Genomic DNA, 24,737 nt, shown 5'->3' with positions numbered 1-24,737 from the left:
CCGTGACCAGATGAAACCAATGTAATTTTCTTGTTTTATAACATTAGAAGCGTTTTCTTAAAAATAAAAAAATGTTCTTTTCTTACCCTTTTCCTCTTCATTCCTGTAAGTGTTAACTTTGAGATTCAGGTGTATGCCACATGGTGTACAAGCAAATGTAAGTGCTTTCATAATTGAATAATAATCGCTCCTATATCCCTTGTCAATAGTGAATTTATAAAATTGAAAACGTTTTTTAGAAAACGTTTTAGATAAAAAAAGAACCCAAATGTTTTGGGTTCTTTTTCGTTTTAGCTCTGAATTGCGAATCGTTTATTTAGCCTCTTCACCGCTCCACAATTGAACACGGTTTTGAACGAGTTCTGTATATTGTTTCTCCATATCCTCTGCGCCTGCTTGGTTCACTTCTGTAATCATGCCGTCATAGATCGCATCGAACTGTTCAGGAGTACTCAGAATGGCTTCCGGTATACGCTTCCGGATGATATCCTGTGTTTTCTTGAAGATGACGTTGTAGTTGGAGTCACCTGGTGTTGGCAGATTGTATGCTGCTCCCCATGGTTTGATTGGGAACTCGTCTTCACTCGGGAACAGATCTTTCCACGTCGTAGCACCGTAAGCTTTGAGTGTTTCTTTCTCTACATCGGAATATGCTGCCACGATCTGTTCAGGGAAATTCGTAGTGTAGTAGTTATCCGTTGAATCCTTCACACCGTCTCCATAGTGACCAGACATATTGGTATACAGTCCAATACCCGTTTCTTTCTGGAATACGGCTGCATTATTGGTTTTCTGATCCAGAATGTCGGCAGGAATGACACGTTTGCCGTCCTTCACTTCGTACTGTTTGCCCTCAATTCCCCAGTTCATCAGCACTTGCCCTTCTTCAGAAGCCAGGTAATCGAAGAATTTAATCGTACGAACCGGGTCAGGATTCGATGTTGTAATCCCTACACCCCAACCGGATACAAAACCAGGGTCTTGGTAGGCATGATCCTTGATATCCTCGGAAAGGGTTACCGGGAAGTGTGAATACGTTGCTTCATCCTTGCCCGCAGATTTCAGTGCATTTTCTGCATCGGAATAACCCCAATCCTGGTCAATGACACCCAGAACACGTCCACTTGCAATTTTGGATTTGTATTGGTCTGTTTTCTGGATGAAGCTGTCCTGATCAAGCAATCCCTCATTGTACATATGGTTCAACCAGCGGAAGTACTCTTTTTCCTCTGGACGTTTGTAATGCAGACTTGCTTCATATGTCTCTGGATCGATGTAGTATTCACCGTCATCCGGAGCTCCTGTTGCCTGGAAGGCAGGGTTCGTTACGGTAATCATGATTCTCCAATCATCCGCGTCCAGTGTTAACGGGATCGTTGGCTGACCATCAATTGTTGGGTGTTTCTCTTTGTAAGCCTTCAATACATTCCCGTAATCCTCAAGTGTACGCACTTCCGGGTATCCGAGTTCTTTCAGTACACGATGCTGAATGCCGAATCCACCACCTGCATCAAAGTACTTCTGGTCTACCGCATAATACGTCGGCAGCACATAAATAGCCTGATCCTCATTACTGTATTTCAACCGGTCCATGTAATTACCATACAGCTTCTTCAGATTGGGAGCATATTGGTCGATCAGATCTGTCAGATCGAGCATTGCTCCGGCATCCACCAGTTTGCTGAGTTCTCCTTTGGGGGAGACGATATCCGGATAGTCTCCGCTCGCCGCCATTAAGGATATCTTATCTTGACCACCACTAACGGCAAACTCACCGTTAAGGGTTATCCCTGTTTTTTCCGTAAGGACTTTACCTACTTCATCCTTCATGCCATTCCAGTTCGGACTGGGGTCAACGCTAAAGAAGTCAAAAGTAAGTGGAGTTGTCTCTGCGCTTGTATCCTTGAACGACGTATCACCGCCGCTTCCTCCACCGCAACCTGCGAGTAAAGACATTGCAAGCACTGGTGCCAGTGCAATCTTCATTTTGGAACTTGCCATAATGGTAATCCTCCCTGTTTCATATGTCTGTCTTATCCGGGACTTTTTTGTCCCTGTCTATAGCTTCATGAATACCACACCGCAGCCCTATACGGTGAAGCGCAGACCAAATGGCTGCGCTTCGGGTATCCTGATGCTTCATTTGTAGATGTACGGCCGCTCTATGTGGCAGCCTGTACCCACTTGTTTAACCTTTTACTGCACCCAGTGTCATACCGCCAACAAAGTACTTCTGAAGGAACGGATATACAATGAGGATTGGAACCGTTACAACGATCGTAATCGCCATTTTGATCGATTCCGGTGAAATCTGTGTCATTTGCTGCGCCATATCATTGGCATTTCGTCCAGCACCTGAGCCTTGCTGTGTACTTTGCAATACTTTCATCAGCTCATATTGGAGCGTGGTCAAATGTGCCTTTGAACCATTATACAGGTACGTATCAAACCACGCATTCCATTGACCTACAGCCAGGAACAATGCGATGGTAGCAAGCACTGGTTTACACAGTGGCAAGATGATTCTGTAATAGATCGTAAAGTCATTCGCTCCGTCCAGCTTCGCGGATTCCTGCAATGAGTATGGCAGGCCATCAATGAATGAACGGATGATGAACACGTTAAATGCACTGATCATGCCAGGCAATACATATACCCAGAATGTACCGATCAGGTTCAAGTCACGCATCAGAATGTACACCGGAATCAGACCACCGGAGAAATACATCGTGAGCGCGAGTGTTGTGGAAACAAATTTTCTAAGTCCAAAATCAGGTCTGCTCAGTGTAAAGGCGATCATGGATGAACTGATCAATCCGAGCACGGTACCTACAAGTGTACGCAAAATGGAGATCTGTAAACCTTGTAACAATCCATCATATTGGAAAATCGTTTTGTAGTTCTGTAATGTGAATTCGCGAGGCCACAAGTAAATTCCGCCACGTACTGTATCTGTCGAGTTATTGAGTGAGATAGCTAGTACGTTAAGGAATGGATAAAGTGTTACAACCAGCACCATGGTCATCGCGAGGATGTTGAATATATCGAACAGTTTATCGCCCCGAGTAGCATTGAATGCTTTGTTCGCCATAATGTCGTCCCCTCCCTACATGATGCTTTCTTTAGTGAATTTTTTGAACAAGCCGTTCGCAGTAAACAGAAGGATGATACTGACAACGGAGTTGAATATACCTATGGCTGTACCATATGAGAATCGTCCCATATTCAAACCATAATTGAGCGCATATAGATCAAGTACTTCCGAGTAGTCCGTGACCAGACTGTTGCCAAGCAAGAACTGCTTCTCGAAACCGATACTGATCAGATGCCCAATTGACATGATGAAAAGTACAGAAATCGTGGTCCGTATGCCAGGCAGCGTAATATGCCACATCTGTCTCCAGCGGTTGGCTCCATCTACACGGGAAGCTTCATACAACTCATTGTCGATACCTGTAATCGCCGCCAGATAGATGATGGCATTCCAACCGGTTTCCTTCCACATATCTGAAGCGGTTACAATGTACCAGAACAAGTTCCCCTTGGCCATGAATTGGATCGGCTGATCAATAATGTTCAGGCCTACCAAAAGATCATTGATAATCCCTCCATCGGTGGAGAGCATCTTCGTAATGATCCCGGCTACAACAACCCAGGATACAAAGTGAGGCAGATATGATACCGTTTGCACGGCACGCTTGAAGAACATGCCTCTCATTTCATTCAGGAGAATAGCGAAGAATATCGGCACGATAAAACCAACAACTAGTCCCATCAAGCTCATTGCAAGCGTATTTCGAAGTACCAGATAGAAACGATCATCACTGAACAGTTCTACAAAGTGTTTAAAGCCAACCCACTCTTGATCACCAAACGATCTGGCAGGTTTATAATTTTGGAAAGCCATCGTCCATCCCCATAGTGGCAGATAGTTAAATACGAAAACCCAAGCTACGAATGGCAATGACATGAGATAGAGATATTTCTGCTGTTTCATTCTGTCCCAAATTCCGTTCCGCCGATTCTTTAAAGGCGGTTTGGGGTCACTGCTTCTGTTCGCGGAAGCGGATTTTTTTGTTAGCGTTTCCATCTCCGTTCCCCCTCCTCTGTTTTATAAAATAATCATACTCGATAGAGCGTTTTCAAAATACCATCTGGATTTTAGAGAAAATCATATAAAAATTAGATATAGACATATATAATCAGACATTAATTCGTTAAAATCAGTGATAAATTCTACTTTTAAATGATATAAAAGTAATTTTAAGGAAAAATAATGTTCAAAGTGGTAAATATCGAAAACGTTTTATAGTAATCGTTTACTTCAATTACATGGCATACAAAAAGGACCCTTTCGGGTCCCTCTGATTACAATGTAAATTGAATGGTTTGCAGTTTAACGATGCCGAGTAATTGCGCTACGGATATGGAGGTTGCTGGACGGAATTGATCTCCATTCAGATACGCAAGCATCTCCTGAAATAAGTAGGCGGCTTCCGGACGCTTCATTACAGCCAGATTGGCAAACGGAAGTGAGGATATCAAAATCTTGCCCTTCCCTACTTTTGCCTCAAAGGCATAAGCGAGTCGTTTGGCCCGATGGAAATGGTCCACCACTTCGATCAGCGGCTCCACCCCGGGCAACGTATCCAAACATATCGCTGGTGTACCGTTCACCAAGTGATACCAATGCCAGTCCGAAGCCCCATCATGCGGGAAGGAGCCTAGTAGTGCTGGCCGATCTCTCAGATACATGCCCATCGTTGCACCAGGCTGTGTAGCAAACATCAGGTAATTCCAAAATACAGGCAGATACTTGGTCTCCACTGAATCATACAACCCTTCTGCGGTTGACTGTAGCCAAACACTTCCCCCGTTGACCACATAATCAACGACATTGGGTGTTAACGACTGAACGATAACCAAGTCAATCTCCCGATTTTTCAACAACTGAAATCCATCGATGCGATCTACACAATCATCATGCGCTTCACCCAGGAATGGCTTCAACTCTGCCACGGTATTCCAGAACCGATTCGAACCCGGATGAGACTGATAAAAAGGAAACGACCAGCCCTGCCATACATTCGCTACAGCTCTTTCCAAATCGCCTGATATCAGCTCCGCTTCGATCCGAAAAGCTGCTGCCCCTTCATGAGGAGCGGTAGCGACGATGCTTCCCAGTGACATGACAGACCCACATTGGATATCTCCGGTCTTCCATTCCCCTTCAGTAAGTATCACATCATCGCTTATTAACCTCCAATGAATAGTTGCGTCCTCAAGCGGATCTTTACCATAGTGAGAGATGCGCACATCGACATGAATAGGTTCTCCGGCGAAAAATGTACGCTCCTTGCAGCTTAGCAACAGCACCAGATCCGCATTGAACCGCATGAATTCTTCAGGTGTTGTAATGCCTTTGTCGTCCCAAAATACATCCAGAATGCCCGTCATAGCATGTCCCTGGCCTGGAAAATCGCGAATGTCCAGAAGTTGTACGCCCGCAGCGTCCGGTGTTCGCCGAATCCGCTCCATGGCTTCTTTTAAGGAACGTACCAGATGGGTACCACTGACCTGTTGAAAATGCTCCAGGTCCTCGATCATGCCTTTGTTTGTTAACGATTCTTCAATCGGCCCTAACCAGCTAGGACGCAATACGCCAGTATACTTGGCACGCTCTTGGGGCCGCACATACATGGTGTACTGTGCATGTTCGTGCCCAATGACGGGATGCTCCGCAAGCCGGGTGACTGCATGATAGTCCAGCGTGGTATCCGGCACAGCAGAATATGCGGATTCCAACGGGGGATGCCAGTTCAACGACTGAATATAATAATCACCTTCCCGCCCTTGCGCCGGAAGCTGTCCAAAACCTGTATTGTCCGTATATAAGCGAGTCGGGTCTGATTCCCTTGCCCTCGATACCCATGCATTGAGTTCAGGATGGCCATTCGGACCAATAAGCTCATTCCCCATGGAGAACATGACGAATGAAGGATGTCTATGCAGCGACTGAAGCAACCCGTCCAGTTCTTGTGTCAGATAGGACAATACTTCAGCTGGCGCAGACTGATCCGATTGCTCAAAGAAACGAGACCAATGGGGAAGTTCTGCCTGTACCAGCATGCCCGCTTCATCAGCCGCCTCCCAGAAAGGCTCCGGCGCGCTCCACCCATGCAGTCGGACATGATTGAAGCCATACGATCTGGCGACCCTAAATTGCTGAAGATAATGCTCCTTGTCCCAGACGGGATAACCTGTCAGTGGAAAGATACAGCAATCGACGTACCCACGCAGATATACTGGTGTCCCATTCAATTCAAGCTGCTTCCCATTTGTTGCAAAGGATCGTACACCAAATGATTGCTCCAGCCGATCCAGTTCCTGTTCACCGTCATGCAGACGGATCACTGCCTTGTATAATTCAGGGGATTCGTCCGACCATCTTGCGATAGACTTCTCTGTTCCAAGTTCCAATCGCCACTGTTCTATTAAAGCGTTACTTTCAATTAACTCTGCTGAGCTTATATCCACATGTGATGGATCACTCAGATTCACATTACAACTATATCGATCAAGCCATGTGCCGTCCGGATGCTGAATATCCACATGTAATTGCATCGATCTAGCGGAATCATTTGCGGGAGCGCTTACAGTACAATCAACCAGAATGGTTCCGTTCTCAGCATCTGGTTGAATACGTAACGTCTGTAATCGGCATGGGGGCAGACTGTCCAGATAAACACCACCCGTGATTCCACCCCAGGCTGTGGCCGTATGCAATGAATGAATATGGCTACCCGCCAGCGGAAGTTTCATCGTATTATCCACGCAGATCTCCACACGATTCAATTCTCCCTGCTTCACCAGAGAGGTAACATCCCACTTCTGTTGATTCACCAGACTATCCTGCTGCCCGGCATACTGTCCATTGATCCAGAGATTTGTTGTCCATCGGACACCTTCCAATCTGAATACATATTGACATCCAGGATCGTCTGATGGAACATGCACATCCTGAGCATACCAGGCTGAGCCTTCATACTCGCGAACCTTGGTCCAGGTATCGAGCCTTTCATATTCAGGCTCATCTCCGTATCCTTGCTCTTCCCATGAACCGGGAATCTGAATGGTCTCCCATGATGTATTTTCACACTGTGATGGCGGTAATATCTCTTGTTCAACGAGTTCATCGGACTCCCGATTCAAACGAAACTGCCATGTTCCATTTAAGTTCAATGTATGACGTACAGCACTTGTATCAGACAAATTCATATCGTACAACCATCCCTTCATCTGGATTCTTGTAAATCCAGTCTAAGATGTGAAGCATTCCGTGACCATTGCTTATCATGGGAAGTGCATGGACAATATGATGAATCTGGAATTCCTCAGAAATACCGAAAACGTTTTATACAATAGGCAAGGGCAATGCCCAGCGCTCCGTACTTATTCCTCGTTTGTATCCGTAGCCGTTCCTTTCAACGTTGATTGGGTTCTGGCCTGTTTGTAAGCGGAAGGGGATTCCCCTACATATTTCTTGAACTTACCGTGGAAGTAGTCCACATTTGCATACCCCACTCTAGCCGCGACCTGATGGACCTTCAGTCCTTCATCCAGCAATTCCTTGGCTTTTTCCATGCGAACCTTGTCCAGAAATGCATTGAAATACTCTCCAGTATGATTCTTGAACAACTTGCCCAAGTAACTGCTGTTATAGTTAAACACTTCAGCAAGTACTTCGAGCTTGAGATTTTCGCCAGGGTTACGCTGGATAAATTCAATCATCTGTTTCAATACAGTATCCTTGCTTCCCCCACCCATACGTTGAATAAGTCGATTCAAATGTTCCGATGCCATGACTTTGAGATCAGACATCGTAAATTGATGATAGACTTCATTAATTAGAACCGAATGTTCCTGCATAATGGAGTGCATCTGTTGATTCGTCGCTGCAAGCTTGTTGAACGCCAGGGAAAATACCTGTGAGAACGCCGTCTTGATCGCTTGCTCTGTTCGGTGATATGGAACGAGGCGCTCTTCCATCTCACCCAGTACCCGCATAACGGACTCACTACTGCGGATGTCTAACGCATAATACAGCTTGTCCGCGAGTTCGTCCTCAACTGGCTCATGTGCTCCGTCCACAGCTTGAACTTCTGGCTTAACAACGCTTTCGCCTTCGCTGCCTTCAGTCCACAGCATGATACGTTTCTCCGTGAACAAAAAGCGTTCACCGAGTATACGATTCGCCTGCGTGTATGACCGCACAATTTCAGAAGTGGAATGTACGGGTTCTCCTGCAGCACCATACATGTGAACCTCCCATTCTCCCAGCAGTCCTTCCAGCTCATCATACAGATTTCTTGCAGATGACTCGGATGTGATTGTTTCCTTACTTAATAGCCCCAGACCTGAATGGAACGAGAATACAATGCCTCGGTCTTTCTGGTCAAATGCTTCAATCAGTTTGCGTTTCATTACACTTCCCCGCTGCAGGTCGGGGGCTACATGCATCTCAAGCAGCACAATTTGATAGTGAGGCCAGTGCAGCCCCAGGCTATCTTCTTCCATGCTACCCGCACCCTCCAGACTGTCAAAGAGCAAAGCCTCGATCTGATGCTCCCGATAGACGGTATCTTCACCAGCATAACGTGCCATTGTCTCCCGTTCACGGGTCAGGATTGTAGCAATACGCTCCAGTTCACCAATAATCTCTTCTTCATCAACCGGTTTGAGCAGATAACCATCCACACCAAAACTGATGGCTTTCTTGGCATAGTCAAAATCCGCGTAACCACTTAATATCAAAAAGTGCGAATCCGGATGATTCCGGCGCACTTCTTCAATCACATCCAGCCCGGTCATACCGGGCATGCGAATATCAATAATCGTCAGATCAGGCTCCAATTCCTCAAACCGGGAGATGGCCTCACGCCCGCTGGCAGCTGTAGCAATGACCTGGAATCCGTATTTTTCCCACTCGATAATGGTTGTCAGTCCCTCACGTATGCTCGGTTCGTCATCCACCAAAAACACTTTATACATGTTGGTCCCCTCCTGCTGGCAAAGTGAAAGAAACCTCTGTTCCTTCCCCATATACACTCTTAATCTGCAATCCATATGGCTCCCCGTACGTCAAGGTTAAGCGTTGATGTACATTACGCATGCCGATCCGGCTCTTCTCCTGTTCCTCTGGTCCACAGATGAACTGCATTACCTCAGCCAGTCGTTCTGGCGTTATGCCTGCACCATTGTCATCCACACGGATCTGCACAATGTTCTCTACTAAACGAATACTTATATGAACACGGACTGTACCCTCTTTGTTCTCCAGACCATGGACAATCGCATTCTCAACCAAAGGCTGAATAATCAAAGGCGGAATGTACATCTTCTCCACCTCGGGATCGATATGGATCTGGAATGCAAGGCGGTCGCCGTAACGAAATTTCTGAATTTCCAAATAGGAACGTACCATTTCAAGTTCAGCCCGGAAGGTTGTTTTTCCACTGCCAATCTCCAGACTCTTGCGCATCAGCTTGCCCAACAGCCTGACGATGTTAGCAATCTCTGCTTCTCCCTTAATATGCGCTTTCATCCGAATGGACTCCAATGCATTAAACAAGAAATGTGGATTGATCTGGCTCGCCATCATTTTCAGTTTAATCTCTTTTTGGGCGATTTCCAATTGATTGTTCTGTTCGGTCGCTTCTACCACCTGCGTCATGAGTTCATTGATACTTTTCACCATATAGTTGAACTGTCGTGACAGTTGCCCAATCTCATCGTTTCCATCAATCCGCGAAGTCACGTTCAGGTCTCCTAATGCAAGCTTGTTGAGGTGTTTACTCAGCCGGAGCAATCGGTTCGAAGTGAGGAACGAGATGATATATACGAATAATAGGGCGATAACCAGCACAAGGATAATGAAAATCATGCCAATCATGCTGACGGTGTTGGCGTCTTTGACGATATTTTTGGTGGCAAAAACCGAAATCACCTTCAGGCTATTCATGCTCGATCCAGGGCCCAACTCATCAATAACAATGTTGGATGGCTCCCCCCGAAAATCAGCTTCAATGGTGCCTTTTGCCTGATTCTGCAGATCAACGCCAAAATCAAGCTCGTCCAGCGTTTTCCCTACCAGTTCGGTATTCTTGGCTGCAACCACATAGCCTTGCTCGTCCGTAATCATCGTCTCGAATTGTTCCTGACGCAACAATCCATTCAGCTCATCCTGATTGATCACAATCATCAACACGCCCTCGGTCCGATATTCGGCAAAAGGTACTTTGCGCACCAAACTGAGCTTGTGTACAGGATTATCTTCCTTGTCCGGAATGTAGAACCACCCGATGCTGGTTGTTTTCAGTGCCTGTTGGTACCAGTAGCTCTCTTCCGTCTGCTTGTCTACCGGGATGAATTCGAGGTTGTTGATCAATGTTGGGTTAGTTGAGTAAAAACGAATGCCCGCTATCTCACGGTACAAACGCCTGTACTCCTGAAAGTCTTTGTATGCAAGATACGCTGAGGTTAACTCCACAACGCTCTTGTACCGCTTATTCACGATCTCCTTGAGATCCGCATTAAACATTAAAAGATTGGATATATCGGTTGGTACACGCAGCATGGTTGCCGTCTGGCTCTTGATTTTGTCCACATTGATGATCGTCTGTCCTATCGCATTGTCCAGGGCTTGCTGGCGAAAATAACTGGTCACAGCAAGACCAACAATCAGGACCGGAATCATGACAACCAGTACATAGGAAATGAGCAATTTATGCTTTAATTTGAGATTATTAGTGGTTCGTATCAGCCTTTTAAACATGTCTGCACCTTCCGTCATCTGTATAAGCGCTTACATATAAACAGCAGGATCAGGATGTACTGTCCTCAGAATTAATCATACCACATAACCGCCAGAATTCGGATTGTCATTCCAATGGGTAATATATTGCCAGGCAACAAGCCAGCCTATCTCTAGTAGAAGAGGCCGCCATTAACATGGCGACCGGGCTTACCGAATTATTTTCTACTGACGGAAGTTTAGTGACTCCTAGATGGGCGAAATCCATATCCTTTGGCACGCCATGCAACAATCAATGCCACCAATGTTAAAGCCAAGATGGCCCAGTTAAATGACGAAGCTCCCCATTGATTCAGAAGAACACCTCCCGCCATTCCCCCAAGGGCAATAGCCAGATTCCAAACGGTTGTATTAATCGGCATGACGAGATCCACACCTTGTTCCCCAGTAGCTTGAGCAAGTGCAGTCTGTAACAGGGTAGCCGCACCGCCAAATGTCAGACCCCACAGCGCAACAGAACCAAAGACGACAACAATGTGCTCACTCCAAAGACCTAATACCAGGGAAATCAAGGCAAAGCCCGCAAGGCTCATGAGAACCAGCATACGCAACCACCGATCAATGAAAATACCTGTAATCCAGATGCCCACCAATGCCATCAGGCCAAATAAAAGTAAAATGAGTCCAACCTTGGATTCCAAACCAACATCGGCGAGAAAAGGAGCAATATACGTGTATAAAATATTATGAGCCAACATCCAGGCCAAAACGACAGTTAAAATGGGTATTACACCGGGGGTGAACAGTACTTGCTTGACAGAGATACGCTTATCCGCTGACTGCCCCGGATAGTCGGGTACTTTCCAGAGCACCCAGAAAATCAGTACAAACGCCAGCAACGACATCAGCCAGAACACTGAGCGCCAGCCCATAAATGAACCAAGCAGCGTACCTGCCGGAACACCAAATGATAAGGCAATCGGCGTTCCAATCATAGCCACAGCCATGCCTCTTCCCTTGAGATGATCAGGTACCATGCGTAATGCATAACCACCAATTAGGCCCCAGGAGACACCTGCTGCAACACCGGCCAAGAAACGAGCGAACAGTGTCAGTACATAGTTTGATGAGAGGGCAGTAATGGTGTTGAAGACAAGAAAACCGATAATAGACAGAAGTAAAAGCGGACGCCGCCGCCAACCCTTTGTCAGCACTGCCACAGGTATGGCAGCAACCAGCGACCCAACAGCATAAAAGGTGACAAGCTGCCCCGCCCCTGCCTCAGAGATCTGCAGCCCTTCTTTTATTTGCGGCAGCAACCCCGCAGGAAGTGTTTCGGTCATAATGGCTATGAAACCCGCCATAGCCAGGGCCAGCAACCCCAACCACGGAAAACGATGAGAAGATATATCCGACATCTGTGCAGCTCCTTTTAAGATAGTGTAAAACAAGAATCGAATTATGGATCGATCATTCCTTATATTATTCAGACTGTCTCACCTTGTCAATGACTTTTGGATCGATTAGTATATAATTAAGAAAAAAGAGGGGGGAACTCTTATGGCAAGAACGGGACGTCCGCGAATTTTCGATCGGGATGAAGCCCTATTACAAGCGATGATGCTCTTTTGGGAGCAAGGTTTCGAGGCCACTTCATTACTTCAGCTTCGAGCAGCCATGGGGGATATTTCAGCAGCCAGCTTTTATGCAGCCTTTGAATCCAAAGAAGCGCTGTATAAAGAAACAGTAGAACGATATATGGATACGTTTGGACGTGTGACGGAAAGTTTCTCGGATCTCACGCTGTCACCAAGAGAAGCGATCGAAACCACATTAAGAAGTACTGCAAAAATGCAAACAGACAGCACACATCCATCTGGCTGTTTAATTGTGCTGTCAGCCAGCACATGTTCTTCCAAAAACAATCATATCCGTGACATTGCCGCTGAGAAAAGAAAGCTGACTCGCAAACGCCTGCAGGATTGCATCCAGCGCGCTGTGGATGTCGGTGAAATCCCCGCTTCCACGAATGTACACATGCTGACCACCGTATTTGATACCTTTATGCAAGGCATATCTACACAAGCCCGGGACGGTGTTCCTCATGCAACGATCGATCAGGCTATCACGGAATTCATGGGCATCTGGAACCTTGTTCAACATCCAGCCTGACTTAAACCTACGAACTTTTGATAGGTTAGAAAAGCCAAAAAAAGGCACTCCCACGATTGGAAGTGCCTTCTCAGAATAGAATCTGTATGTGTGCTATTAAGGACGAGGTGTACTTACCCCATTGAGGATCAGTTTAGGATGAATATCGGCACTCAGCGAAGCGGAGACTGCACAATATTTCTCTTCAGCCATTTGGATGGCTTTCCAGATGCGATAATCCGGGATATCGCCATCAACTTTGAAGATCAGATCAATGGATGTGAACCCTTTAGGCATCTCTTCACTGCGTGTGCCTTGTGCTTCAATCTCAATCGACTCAATTTTGTCCAGGAAAGCGTCCAGAATCATCGTAATATCGATTCCCATACAGCCGCCGAGACCCGCCAGTAACAATTCCATCGGGGTCGCACCCTTGCTGTCGCCACCATAAGCAGCAGTGGCATCCATGCCAACCGCGTAGCCAGAGGGTCCTTCGGAAGTAAACGCACGTTTGCCTTTCCATACGGTTGTTACATTCATGATGTTATCCTTCTTTCTTACAATAGTTTAAGTTCAAGCGAAAAAGATTTGCACTTGCCACTCCGATGACAGAATAACCTTCCGATCGCTGTAATCCCCAGATTTTTTTGATTCCCTTCTTCAAGGGGAAAATCAGGGGATAAAGGCGCACGCTCCGCTTCTTCAGGTTTCTTCTGTCCTCTCCGTTCTTGTGCAAAAAGTTTAGTTGAACTGATATCGTCACGACCTTAAATACCCGCTCCGGGTACGTTCGTTCTTCCGATTGCTGTTATCTTTATCAAAATTCAGTAATCTGTTGCAAGAAACGGCGGGTGCGCTCTTGCTTTGGATGTTCAAAGAAGGCCTGTGGGCTCGCTTCTTCCACAATCGACCCATCTGCCATAAAGACAATTTTGTTCGCCACATTACGGGCAAACTTCAATTCATGCGTCACGACCAGCATGGTCATGCCTTCCTCTGCCAGCTCCTTCATGACGGAAAGCACCTCTCCGACCAATTCAGGATCAAGAGCAGAAGTCGGCTCATCAAACAGCATCACTTCCGGCTCCATTGCAAGTGCACGTGCAATGGCGACCCGCTGCTGTTGTCCACCGGATAATCGGGATGGATACGCATCCTGCTTGTCCGACAAGCCGACCCGATCCAGAAGAATCCGGCCGCGTTCAGCCGCTTCGTCACGCTTGATTTTTTTCACCGTCACGAGACCTTCCATCACATTGCCCAGCACTGTCTTGTGCGGATACAGATTGAACTGCTGGAATACCATGCCGGTCTGGCGACGAATCTCCAGTACCCGGGCACGCTGGACTCGCAACGGATCTGCGCTGTTAACCACAACACCGTTCACTTCAATCTGTCCTCCAGACAACTCTTCCAGTCCATTCAGGCAGCGTAGCAAGGTACTCTTGCCGGAACCACTTGGGCCAAGCAACACAACAATATCTTTGGCATCGACATGCAGATCGATGTTCGTAAGTACTTCATTTTTCTGAAAACGTTTGGTAAGTCCAGTTGTTGTAATCATCGGTTCTCTCCTCCTATCAGTAAGCCCGGGCCAACCGGCGCTCCACTTGTTCCAGAATGGCCGAGAAGCCGATACTCATAATCCAGTAGATCACACCAATTGCCAGATAAAATGGCATATTCAATGCATATTGTGATACCAGCAGCTGTGCTGAACGCAACAACTCGGTAACACCGATGGCCGCCACAAGTGATGTTTCCTTCAACATGCCAATAAAGGTGTTCCCCATCGGCGGGATGGCAATCCGCACAGCCTGCGGGAAGATAATGCGTCTCATCGCCTGAGCCGGGGTCATTCCCGTTGCATATGCAGCTTCTGTCTGCCCTTTTGGTACAGCCTGAATGGCTCCACGGAACGTCTCCGACAGAAATGCACCTGCATTCAGACTGAGTCCCAGACATGCTGCGGTGAGTGATCCCAAGGTCACTCCATAATCGACCAATCCGTAATAAATAACGAATAATTGCACCAGCAGCGGGGTTCCCCGCATGATGGATACATAAAACCTTGCGATCAACCTAAGCCACATCGGTCCCTTTAGACGAGCAATCGCAACAAGCACCCCGATGATGAACGCAAAAAACATGGAGATCACAGTTACATACAGCGTATAGTAAGCCCCCTTCAGAAAGAAGGGGATATTCTCAAATACCAGTTCCATGGGTCAAATCTTCCCTTCGCCTTGCAGGTTCATTATTGCGCAGGCTCTTCACCAAACCATTTTTTGAAAATGGTATTGTACGTGCCATCATCTTTCATGCCTTTGAGAGCATCATTCAGTGCTGCTACGAGTTCCGGATTGTCTTTGCGTACAGCGATTCCTGCTTGGTCACTCTTAATTGCTTCGCCTACAGCTTTGATCTTTAATCCATTGGCATCAACAATCGGTTTCAATGCGTACATGTTGTTGATTGTGGCGTCAATCCGTCCAGCATTCAGGTCTTTCAGTGAAGAGATGACATCGTCATAGGTTTTGATCGTGAAGTCTCCCACTTTAGGCAACACTTCATTACGCAGATATGATTCATCATTTGTACCCAGACCTACGCCAATCGTTTTCCCTTTGAAATCTTCCAACTTGGTAATATCGTTATTGTCTTCTTTTACAATGATTTTAACTTGGTTCGTAATATACGGATCACTGAAATCGAGTACTTTCTTACGATCATCGGTGATCGTCATCTGGCTGATGATTGCGTCCAGCTTTTTGGCTTGCAGACTCGGTGTCAGACCGGAGAACTCCTGGGATACAAATTCAACTTTAACCCCAAGACGCTTTGCAACCTCAAGTGCGATATCTGCATCGTAGCCGTCCATTTCTTTCTTATCGTTCAGGAAGTTGTATGGTGCATATGTGCCCATCATGCCTACTTTGATCACGCCAGCAGACTTGATCTGCTCCAGTTCATTACTCGCCTGTGCACCATTCGTGCTTCCATTGTCTGTTGCTTTACTTCCACAAGCACTAAGTACCAGCACGGTCATCAGCAGAATCGCTGTCAGAGACCAGCCTTTACGAGTTTTCGATCCATATGTTTTGTTCATTACGTTAACTTCCTCTCAGTCATGTATTGTTCTGGATGTACATTTGGTTCCTTTATTGTGTGACTAAATCGCAATTGTACCCATTATTCCCTGCTACTTGTTTAATCATGTGAATCTCTGGTCTCTCCTTTGAAAAATAAAGCTGCGAACTCTGCACATTGCTTATGTGCCCAATAGTCCGTAAAACTCAAAGCTTGCTGCCTCAGCTGCCAGCGAAGAAGCTGTCATGGCTGAGAACTTGCTGTGCAACTCATCGGAGCCGAACAACCAGCGCGATATCATGCCTTCAATCATGCTTACCAACAGCGCTGCTCGAAGCGGTACATCCATGCTCTCAGGCAACATGCCGAGTTCGATGGCACGTTCCATATTGTGACGGAACGCTGTCTCGACAGCATTACGTGTCTCCTCAACCAGGCGTTGTACGGATTCTTCCGTCACGATGCCTTTGAGCAACAGTTCCATAAAATAACGATTCTGCGCAGCAAATGAGAACAAGTCAGTGAACAGCCTTTCCGATGCTTTCACCATATCTTCTATCGATCCGGCATCCTTGCGGTACCCTTGTCCGATCGACTCAAGCAACTTCTCCTTGCCCGTTAAGACTATCTCTGAAGCAATAGCTTCTTTACTCTTGAAGTGCCAGTAGAATGTCCCTTGCGCCACACCAGCCTCGCGGACGATATCGGAAATTTTCGTCTGATGGTAACCCTGGGTTGCAAAACGCTCCATCGCTATGCGTATTATTTGGTCCCGGCGTTCTTCACCGGGTTCCAAACCGTTAATTTTGGTCATTCATGTAACCCTCCCGATTGATCAGTCAGTCAGTTAAGTTATATCCTATGGGATAACTAGGTTTTTGTCAATATAGTTTTAAACAAATGGTTACAAGCATAAGTTGAAGTTGAGTGCATTTGTGATCATAATAGGTGATAGCCTTGTTCAAATGAACAGGCATGGTCAAGCAGGACAGCCTGTGCTGTCACCTGCATTTCAAGGAGGAAGAGAATTGGACATTATATCATCCATTATTATGGGCATCATCGAGGGTTTGACTGAGTTTTTGCCCGTGTCCTCCACTGGACACATGATTCTGACTGCCCACTTGCTGGGGTTATCGGAGGACAACGAGTCAGTCAAAACGTTTGAGGTGGTTGTTCAACTCGGAGCTGTACTTGCTGTTGTTGTACTGTACTGGAACAAATTCATTGATATGTTCCGCTTCACCGGAGGGAGCAGACCTTACTCCCGCCGCCTCAATCTGGGACATATCTTCCTGGCGATGGTTCCTGCCGTAGTCATCGGACTTGTATTCCGTGACTGGATCAAAGCACATTTGTTTGGTCCGGAAACAGTGCTGTACAGCCTCGTTATAGGTGGTATATTGATGATCGTAGCCGAACGCTGGAGTCGGAAGAGTGGGCGGATTACTACCCATGATGTCGATGATATTTCCTACAAACAGGCATTCGCAGTGGGTATATTTCAGATCTTGGCATTGTGGCCAGGCTTCTCTCGTTCCGGGTCAACGATCTCAGGCGGTCTCTTTGCAGGGGTGAGCCGTGTAGCCGCTGCGGAGTTCACATTCCTCGTGTCTGTGCCGATTATGATTGGTGCTACGGGATATGACCTGTACAAAAGTATCGATCACCTGAACGGCAGTGATTTCCCAATCTTTGCGATTGGATTCATCGCTGCGTTCATCGTCGCCATGCTGGCGATCAAGACGTTCCTGTCCATTTTGAAAAAATTGAGCCTGACCGTCTTTGCTGTATATCGCTTTGTCTTGGCAGCCGTGTTCTTTATTATTTTGATGTAATCATTACAATTCAAGTAATTAGACAGGCAAAATCAATGGCGGCCTCACGTTCCCTTGGGAAGTGAGGCCGCCATATTTTATATTTTTTGCTATACTTCCGTTACTTCATGATTCTGTTGGTTTATGATTCTTTTTCTGCTCCAGAGACAGGAAAATCCGTAATTAGAAGAAGTCTGATTCTTCATTACTTCCTTCTTTAGTGGGTTGGATCATTGGTGATGCCGACTAGGTTTACTATGTATCATGGACAACCATATTCATGTTCACTTCTAGAAAGCGGTCTGGCTTATTACCACTCTTTCACTTGAATACTCCGGTGTTTCTTACGATATTTTAATCTCTCACGCAGATTATATCTATTCTCCTTTTGTTCCTGCAGCAATTGCTTCACCCCGATCATCAACAATCGGTATCTTCGGTCATCATTGTGACTTAATTGGTGCATTTCTTCAAAAATTTCATTCTTCATACGGATCTTGTTCACTCCAAATATTCAGTTTGTTCTCACAGTATACATGGGAGCACTGAACAAATTCTAAACAAGCGTTGTTTCTCAACTCAGTTATTCGAATGCATATATGAATGCACATCATGCGTGATGGAATGAAGCAGAAAAACCCCTTCCTGTCGCAAGACAAGAAGAGGCCTCCTTAGCTAAGTTAATTAAGCAAACTGCTGAGCCTTCGTACGCTTAAACTTTGGATTCAAGCGTCTCCAGGTACTCGGAGATTTGAGCAGGTGTTTTAGCCCATTTGCTATGCAGATGTGCGATTTTCTTGCCGTTCTGGAACACGAGCAGGCTTGGAATGCCGCGTACTCCATTCTCTTCGGCAAACGGCTGGAACTTTTCTGCATCCAGGGCATAGAAGGTTTTGTCCGTATGTTGGTCGATAACATCCCCGATAAAACGATCCAGGTTTTTGCAATCCGGACACCAGGTTGTATCAAATTTAATGACGGTAAAACCATCAGAGTTAATTGTATCCAAATACTGTTGTTCACTTTGAATTCTTTCCATATGTCTTCTCTCCCTTATATGTTCCTTTTTTGGCTGATCTTCATTGTACCTTGTATAGTTACAATTGAAAATAGGCTTAATGGAGTTAACGATGCTGCTTGTACAGATTAGCGGGACTGAGCTCTCGTATTTCCTGAATTTCCGCAGCGGTGAGTTCAGGCGAATTCGAAGCAGCAATATTGTGCAGTAACTGTTCTCTTGAACTGGCACCAGGGACAACAGCTGCTACGGCAGGATGGGATAACGCGTAGCGAATAGCTGTCTGAGCCATACTGCGTTGGTCCGTAACAAGACGACTTAGCCCTTGCCGAATGGTATATAGTTGCTCTGGCGTATAGTCCAGGTAACCTTTGTCTGCCTTGGCAGATCCGGAATCGGCAAGCACACCGCTAGCTACGGGCCCACGGGCAATTACGCTGATCCCCTTTTGTTCCAATAAAGGTAGCACCTCTTCTTCCGCTCTGCGGTCAGCAATGCTGTACTGGTTCATCACACTGACGATGGATGCCCTCTTTACATACTCCCGAATCACATTGGGACGAATGGAGGAAATTCCGTAATATCGGATAAGTCCTTCCTTCTTCAGTTCCTCAAACGCTTCAATCGTCTCTTCGATGGGGTCGTCCAAGGTCCCGCCATGCAGCTGATACAGATCGATGTAATCGGTCTGCAGACGCTTCAGGCTTTCATGTACAGCCTGCTTAATGTAGGCTTTGGACGGGTCCCATGACCAGCCCTCTTTGCCAGGCAGACGACGATTACCTACTTTGGTCGCCACAATGACTTGGTCCCGACGCCCTTTAATAGCTTGTCCTACAATCTCTTCATTACGCCCTTCGTCATACAGATCGGCTGTATCCAACAGATTGACACCATGATCCAGAGCCTCATGAACCAGGCCCAAAGCGTGCTCCATTTCAGTTCCAAGTGACATACATCCCAGCCCAATCTCAGACACCATCAGTTCGGATGTACCCAGACGATTTTTCTTCATATGTGCATCTCCCTCCATACGTTCTGCAAGTATCCATTGTATCATTCTTGCTGGCAAAAATCGCATTACACACAAAAGCAAGGGATTGCTTTTGATTGCACAAAAAAACCTGGAACGACTTCATCTCCAGGTTTCTCATAATCATCATTTAATTCAATCGTTAGGTGAACTATCGAAATTTATTTCACTTCCACGCGTGGTCTGGTTTTGCTTGTTCCATTGGACGAATTGGAGCTTTTCATCATACCCGAGACAGTGCTAAACAGTTTATCTCTTGCTTGTTTGTTCCTCATCAGATAAGTCACACCTGCGCCGATAGCCGTCATGAGTATTCCTCTTCTTTTAGACATGTGCTTCTCCTCCTTCAGGATAAATGTACATCGTGTCTTGTTTGACAATTACCCTGTGGAAGCAAAACGAAACGAAGTGCAGGCTTGATCGCAGAAAAAAAGATGACCTCCGAATTAAAATTCAGCAGTCATCTTGCAATCGTCCTGTTGAAACATCAACCGAACGAGATAAATCAAACAAGCTTTCATACAATCAAGACATACGTTCACGTCCGCTTAATCGGACGGTGTTGCCACATGGGTCATTTCTTCATGTTTGTAGGTCGAACCATCCGCGGTCAGATAAAAGTGTCCGATGGGATGCAGATCTTCATCCAATTCGTAGACAAGCGGAATGCCTGTCGGGATATTGAGGGCCATCACGTCTGCTTCGGACAATTGGTCCAGATGCATGACGAGTGAACGAAGCGTGTTCCCATGCGCAGAGATCAGCACTCTTTTGCCAGCAGACACCATCGGTTTAATCTCCGCATTCCAGTACTCCAGTACACGCTTCGAGGTATCCATCAGGTTCTCCGTAAAAGGGATGGTGCATCCGAGCCGCTTGTACTTGTCCAGATCCTGCACATATCGGTCATCGGTTTGGTCCAGTGCCGGGGGAGATACGTTAACGGATCGTCTCCATTCCTTTACTTGGTCTTCCCCATACTTCAGAGCAGTCTGCTGTTTATTCAGTCCTTGAAGCGCACCATAATGGCGTTCATTCAGCTTCCAAGTCTTCGTAATGGGAATCCACATGAGGTCCATTTCATCCAGCGCAATATCGAGTGTCCGGATAGAACGTTTCAGCACGGATGCATAGGCGTAATCAAAATCAAATCCCTGTTCCTTCATGATCTTCCCTGCTTTACGAGCTTCTGCGTAACCATCCGTCGTCAGATCCACATCTGTCCATCCGGTAAAACGGTTCTCTACATTCCACATACTCTGTCCATGGCGAATCAAAACAACTCTGTACATAAATGCGAACCCTCCTTCCATGGAAACATTACCCGCAACTCAAACTAATTAGCACAATGAAACGTTCATCACATTAATAATATGGTGCCATCATGAGATATACTACAACACCTGTAGAGCTGACATATAACCAGATTGGCATCGTCCAACGTGCAATTTTGCGGTGTTTCTTCAATTGATTCGTCCAACCCCATACAAGTGTGAACAGCGCCAATGGAACAATCAGAGCTGCCAGTATACTATGGGTAATCAGAATGAAGAAATAGATCGAACGAATGATGCCCTCGCCGCCGTATTTGGACGTCTCTGGTGAGAGGTAATGAAACGTCAGATAAGTCACGAGGAATAACAGTGTTGTTGAGAATGCAGCAAGAATAAATCGTTTGTGCAGCTTCACATTCCGCTTGATAATAGCAATAAGCGCTGCGAGCAGGAAGATGAAGGTAAAGCTGTTAAACACGGCATTAAACCGCGGCAACACCGTAATATCAAAGGTTACATCACCTTTGTAACCAATGGACGGTGCGAAGAACAATAATAAAATAATGACATTAGCGAGAATGGAAATCGTGATAATGATGCCTGCGAAATTTTTATTACTCGTCGGGGACTGGATGTTCGGCTCCCCTTTGTTATTTTTGCCCAATGCAAAATCCTCCTCATATCCTAACTTCTATGTTCTATATCATTATATCTCGCTAATTCCGGGCTGTTAAGTGACAACACTCTGAACAAAACCGCTGCACTCCCCTATAAAATGCCCCTTTACGGCCATTTTCAATCAAATCCAAACCGGCTCCCATTTACCCGAGTCCACATTTGTGGTATAATTAATGCAATTAATCACATACGCGTTGAAACTGGAGGAGCCTGTCACCAAGGGCCCCTCTTTGTCTTTTTCAGGCACAGAACGGCACTTTTCTAAATGCCGTTCTGTGCCTTTTTGTCTGATTGAAGCAGAGGATGGATCGCCCTTGGGTTGGTTAACCTATAGACGCTATTACTGGAGGGAAGAACACCTATGGAATTTATTTTGGTTCTTGCACTTATTTTAATCTTTACCAAACTTGCTGGTGATCTTTCCGTAAGATTGGGTCAACCATCGGTTCTGGGGAAGCTGATTGTGGGTGTCATCCTCGGGCCTGCAATTCTCGGTTGGGTTCAGCAAAGTGATTTCGTACATTATATGGCTGAGATCGGGGTATTGCTGTTAATGTTCATCGCCGGATTGGAAACGGATCTGGAGCAGTTGAAGAAAAACTGGAAGGCGGCCTTTGCTGTGGCCGTCGGTGGTGTTATTTTACCTTTTGTCGGGGGATACGGTTCGGCCATAGCATTTGGTATGTCGCAGACACACGCGCTTTTCTTCGGGTTGTTGTTCTGTGCAACGTCAGTCAGTATCTCAGTTCAGACATTGAAGGACATGAATCAGCTGAGTTCACGTGAGGGCACTACAATCCTGGGTGCAGCCGTTGTCGATGATGTACTCGTGGTAGTTCTGCTCGCCGTTATGATGAGCTTGCTCGGCACTGGTGCGGGGGATGTCTCTATTGGATGGTTGATTAGCAAGAAACTTCTATTCTTCGTCATCATCTTTGCAGCAAGCTGGTGGCTTGTACCGCGAATCATGAAATGGATGGCCCCGCTTCGGGTCACCGAAACTGTGATTACAACCGGACTCATTATCTGTTTTGGATTCTCGTACTTTGCTGAGTGGATGGGTGTTGCTGGCATTATCGGTGCTTTTGCAGCAGGGATTGCCATCTCTCAAACCACCTTCAAACATGAGGTTGAAACCAAAATTGAGCCGATTGCTTACGGAATTTTTGTCCCGGTATTCTTTGTTAGTATCGGCTTAAATGTCACCTTTGATGGTGTGGGTTCACAAATTTGGTTTATTGTTGTTATCAGTATCATCGCTATTGTTACCAAACTTATCGGTGGTGGAGCTGGTGCCCGGCTGACCGGGTTCGACCGTTCCTCTTCCCTGGCTATTGGGGCAGGCATGATCTCAAGAGGAGAGGTTGCCCTGATTATCGCTTCAACGGGACTTGCTTCCGGATTGCTTGATTCGGAGTACTTTACCAGCGTTGTAATCATGGTTATTGTGACTACACTTGTTACTCCGCCACTTCTCAAAATCACCTTTGCACGCAAAAAAGGTGAACAGCGGGTTGAAAGAGGCATTGAGGAATCACATTTGAACGGGTAAAGTATTGAAATCATTCCGTATTTAAAGCTATACTTGATTTAGAAATGCAATATATCGGTCGTGAAGCACACGCCGCTTTGATCTATTCTTCCCCTTCGACATGAAGGTTGGAGATGGTCAGAGCGGCTTTTTGTATTTTTATAATGTAATCCTCATTCGTTACTCATTCGATTTCGCTATATAGAAAAACAAAAAAAGACCACCTTACACTCAAGAGGTCTTCCATCCTTGCCTGTTGTTACAACAGGCTGTCCCATTTTAAGTTAACACACCAACATAAAAACCAATCGAGATAAAGACAACACACCAGACGAATGCACCGATGCTGGATACAATTACGTACCTGCCAATCGCCATGCGGCTAATCCCGGAGAAACAGCACATGAGATGACGAATACCTGGAATGAAGTAACCCAGGATGATGGACCAATACCCATATTTGAGGAACCACGACTCCACCCTGCTGAATCGTTTGGCATTTACGCCGACCCACTTGCCGTATTTTTCAACCAGCGGCCTGCCCGCTTTCTTGCCAATCATGTAGCTAAGCAGCCCTCCGGTAAATGCGCCACCGAAACTGACGGCGATGGAGACGGAGTAATTCAATACCGAGATGGAGGCGAGATAACCGACAAAGGTCATCATCACCTCATCCGGAATCGGCATGCCAATAACGCCAAGAGCCAGTAGTCCGTATATTGCGAAATAACCATATTGACCAATAAATTCTTTTGCAAATTCCATACTGACTCGCTCCTTATTTCGGTTCCACAATATCCTTCTCATGTGAGGCTAGCACTTGTTTTAGAGACGGGAATCGGATTTGGCTCACCATGAGACCGGATAATACAATAATGACAAGATAGGCTACACCATGTGTGAAATAAGGACTCCAGAGCGCGAAAAAGGACATCAGACCGCCGGCAAATGTAATCGGCATCCCGACAAAACCACTGCTTGCTGTCTTCTGACAGTTATAACGGGCCAGACGCAATGCACCGCAAATCGGAAACAATGCAGTCAGTGCCATCCCCAGCACACTCACTTCAAGCATGGAATTCAGGTACAGAATCAGCACGGGTGCTGTTCCGAATGAAACTACATCCGCAAGCGAGTCCAGGGACTTGCCGAACTCACCCTCACAATGCAATTTCCGAGCCGCAAATCCGTCAAACAGATCAAAGAACATCGCTACCCATATCATCATCACAGCCAGGGCAAATTCACCATGAATAGCCATAATGACTGCCAGCATGCCTGAACTCAGATTCCCCAAGGTTAAAATCGATGGTAAAGACTTCATAAGAGTTG

The 24,737-nt window shown here is 46.2% G+C and carries 23 protein-coding genes; 3 read left to right on the top strand and 20 right to left on the bottom strand.

Annotated elements, in window-relative coordinates; genetic code table 11:
* Positions 1-312: 312 nt before the first annotated feature.
* The 7 genes from NSQ38_RS09710 to NSQ38_RS09680 all read right to left on the bottom strand — a co-directional run bounded on the left by NSQ38_RS09710 (position 313) and on the right by NSQ38_RS09680 (position 12,231).
* Complete coding sequence (locus NSQ38_RS09710) at positions 313-2,001, bottom strand: ABC transporter substrate-binding protein (RefSeq protein ID WP_339788849.1); 1,689 nt, start codon at positions 1,999-2,001, stop codon at positions 313-315.
* Between the two features lie 187 nt (positions 2,002-2,188).
* Positions 2,189-3,091, bottom strand: a complete 903-nt coding sequence (locus NSQ38_RS09705) for a carbohydrate ABC transporter permease (protein ID WP_036606894.1) — start codon at positions 3,089-3,091, stop codon at positions 2,189-2,191.
* Positions 3,092-3,106: 15 nt separating this feature from the next.
* Positions 3,107-4,090, bottom strand: coding sequence for a sugar ABC transporter permease (locus NSQ38_RS09700; protein WP_036606891.1), 984 nt, complete (start codon positions 4,088-4,090; stop codon positions 3,107-3,109).
* Positions 4,091-4,368: 278 nt separating this feature from the next.
* Positions 4,369-7,278: a sugar-binding domain-containing protein gene (locus tag NSQ38_RS09695; protein ID WP_339788847.1), complete on the bottom strand. Its 2,910-nt coding sequence runs from the start codon at positions 7,276-7,278 to the stop codon at positions 4,369-4,371.
* A 174-nt stretch (positions 7,279-7,452) separates the two neighbouring features.
* Entirely contained in the window at positions 7,453-9,051 is a 1,599-nt protein-coding gene (locus NSQ38_RS09690; protein WP_339788844.1) for a response regulator transcription factor, read from the bottom strand.
* Positions 9,044-10,834, bottom strand: a complete 1,791-nt coding sequence (locus NSQ38_RS09685) for a histidine kinase (protein WP_339788842.1) — start codon at positions 10,832-10,834, stop codon at positions 9,044-9,046. Before NSQ38_RS09685 ends, NSQ38_RS09690 begins: the two co-directional genes overlap by 8 nt.
* Before the next feature lie 218 nt (positions 10,835-11,052).
* Complete coding sequence (locus NSQ38_RS09680) at positions 11,053-12,231, bottom strand: MFS transporter (protein ID WP_339310839.1); 1,179 nt, start codon at positions 12,229-12,231, stop codon at positions 11,053-11,055.
* A 142-nt stretch (positions 12,232-12,373) separates the two neighbouring features.
* On the opposite strand from NSQ38_RS09680, the gene NSQ38_RS09675 reads away from it, so the two are divergent.
* On the top strand, positions 12,374-12,985 hold the full coding sequence (locus NSQ38_RS09675) for a TetR/AcrR family transcriptional regulator (RefSeq protein ID WP_339788839.1): 612 nt from the start codon (positions 12,374-12,376) through the stop codon (positions 12,983-12,985).
* 96 nt (positions 12,986-13,081) lie between these two features.
* Here the strand turns inward: NSQ38_RS09675 and NSQ38_RS09670 are convergent, their stop codons facing one another.
* From NSQ38_RS09670 to NSQ38_RS09650, 5 genes are all read right to left on the bottom strand, one after another.
* On the bottom strand, positions 13,082-13,504 hold the full coding sequence (locus NSQ38_RS09670; protein ID WP_036606882.1) for an OsmC family protein: 423 nt from the start codon (positions 13,502-13,504) through the stop codon (positions 13,082-13,084).
* Positions 13,505-13,781: 277 nt separating this feature from the next.
* Positions 13,782-14,528, bottom strand: coding sequence for an amino acid ABC transporter ATP-binding protein (locus NSQ38_RS09665; protein WP_339788836.1), 747 nt, complete (start codon positions 14,526-14,528; stop codon positions 13,782-13,784).
* Between the two features lie 16 nt (positions 14,529-14,544).
* Positions 14,545-15,189, bottom strand: a complete 645-nt coding sequence (locus NSQ38_RS09660; RefSeq protein WP_017692207.1) for an amino acid ABC transporter permease — start codon at positions 15,187-15,189, stop codon at positions 14,545-14,547.
* Positions 15,190-15,221: 32 nt separating this feature from the next.
* A complete protein-coding gene (locus NSQ38_RS09655; protein WP_339788834.1) occupies positions 15,222-16,073 on the bottom strand; it encodes a transporter substrate-binding domain-containing protein in 852 nt (283 codons plus the stop codon).
* Between the two features lie 162 nt (positions 16,074-16,235).
* Entirely contained in the window at positions 16,236-16,868 is a 633-nt protein-coding gene (locus NSQ38_RS09650; RefSeq protein ID WP_339788831.1) for a TetR/AcrR family transcriptional regulator, read from the bottom strand.
* A 238-nt stretch (positions 16,869-17,106) separates the two neighbouring features.
* Here NSQ38_RS09650 and NSQ38_RS09645 point away from each other — a divergent pair, with 238 nt between their 5' ends.
* Positions 17,107-17,892, top strand: a complete 786-nt coding sequence (locus NSQ38_RS09645) for an undecaprenyl-diphosphate phosphatase (protein ID WP_047841678.1) — start codon at positions 17,107-17,109, stop codon at positions 17,890-17,892.
* A gap of 289 nt (positions 17,893-18,181) precedes the next feature.
* Here the strand turns inward: NSQ38_RS09645 and NSQ38_RS09640 are convergent, their stop codons facing one another.
* The 6 genes from NSQ38_RS09640 to NSQ38_RS09615 form a co-directional block, all read right to left on the bottom strand.
* Positions 18,182-18,361: a hypothetical protein gene (locus NSQ38_RS09640; RefSeq protein ID WP_133387174.1), complete on the bottom strand. Its 180-nt coding sequence runs from the start codon at positions 18,359-18,361 to the stop codon at positions 18,182-18,184.
* 222 nt (positions 18,362-18,583) lie between these two features.
* On the bottom strand, positions 18,584-18,910 hold the full coding sequence (locus NSQ38_RS09635) for a thioredoxin family protein (protein ID WP_017692202.1): 327 nt from the start codon (positions 18,908-18,910) through the stop codon (positions 18,584-18,586).
* Positions 18,911-18,995: 85 nt separating this feature from the next.
* The gene (locus NSQ38_RS09630; protein WP_339788829.1) at positions 18,996-19,904 is read right to left on the bottom strand and encodes an aldo/keto reductase; all 909 of its coding nucleotides are present in this window, start codon (positions 19,902-19,904) and stop codon (positions 18,996-18,998) included.
* A 179-nt stretch (positions 19,905-20,083) separates the two neighbouring features.
* Positions 20,084-20,254 (bottom strand): hypothetical protein, encoded by a 171-nt coding sequence (locus NSQ38_RS09625; protein WP_165980418.1) that lies wholly within the window; start codon positions 20,252-20,254, stop codon positions 20,084-20,086.
* A gap of 216 nt (positions 20,255-20,470) precedes the next feature.
* Complete coding sequence (gpmA, locus tag NSQ38_RS09620; RefSeq protein ID WP_074096492.1) at positions 20,471-21,214, bottom strand: 2,3-diphosphoglycerate-dependent phosphoglycerate mutase; 744 nt, start codon at positions 21,212-21,214, stop codon at positions 20,471-20,473.
* Positions 21,215-21,287: 73 nt separating this feature from the next.
* Complete coding sequence (locus NSQ38_RS09615; protein WP_074096493.1) at positions 21,288-21,860, bottom strand: DUF420 domain-containing protein; 573 nt, start codon at positions 21,858-21,860, stop codon at positions 21,288-21,290.
* Between the two features lie 375 nt (positions 21,861-22,235).
* Between NSQ38_RS09615 and NSQ38_RS09610 the strand changes: the two genes are divergently transcribed.
* A complete protein-coding gene (locus NSQ38_RS09610) occupies positions 22,236-23,426 on the top strand; it encodes a cation:proton antiporter (protein WP_339788826.1) in 1,191 nt (396 codons plus the stop codon).
* A gap of 258 nt (positions 23,427-23,684) precedes the next feature.
* Here NSQ38_RS09610 and NSQ38_RS09605 read toward each other — a convergent pair whose 3' ends face one another.
* A complete protein-coding gene (locus NSQ38_RS09605; protein WP_339788823.1) occupies positions 23,685-24,170 on the bottom strand; it encodes a DedA family protein in 486 nt (161 codons plus the stop codon).
* A gap of 13 nt (positions 24,171-24,183) precedes the next feature.
* Complete coding sequence (gene pssA / locus NSQ38_RS09600; protein WP_339788822.1) at positions 24,184-24,729, bottom strand: CDP-diacylglycerol--serine O-phosphatidyltransferase; 546 nt, start codon at positions 24,727-24,729, stop codon at positions 24,184-24,186.
* Between the last annotated feature and the right edge of the window lie 8 nt (positions 24,730-24,737).

The sequence above is a fragment of the Paenibacillus sp. FSL R7-0313 genome (assembly GCF_037969885.1).
Lineage (GTDB): Bacteria > Bacillota > Bacilli > Paenibacillales > Paenibacillaceae > Paenibacillus.
The sequence above is the reverse complement of the archived record's forward strand: the minus strand, read 5'-3'. Positions and strand labels throughout refer to the sequence as shown.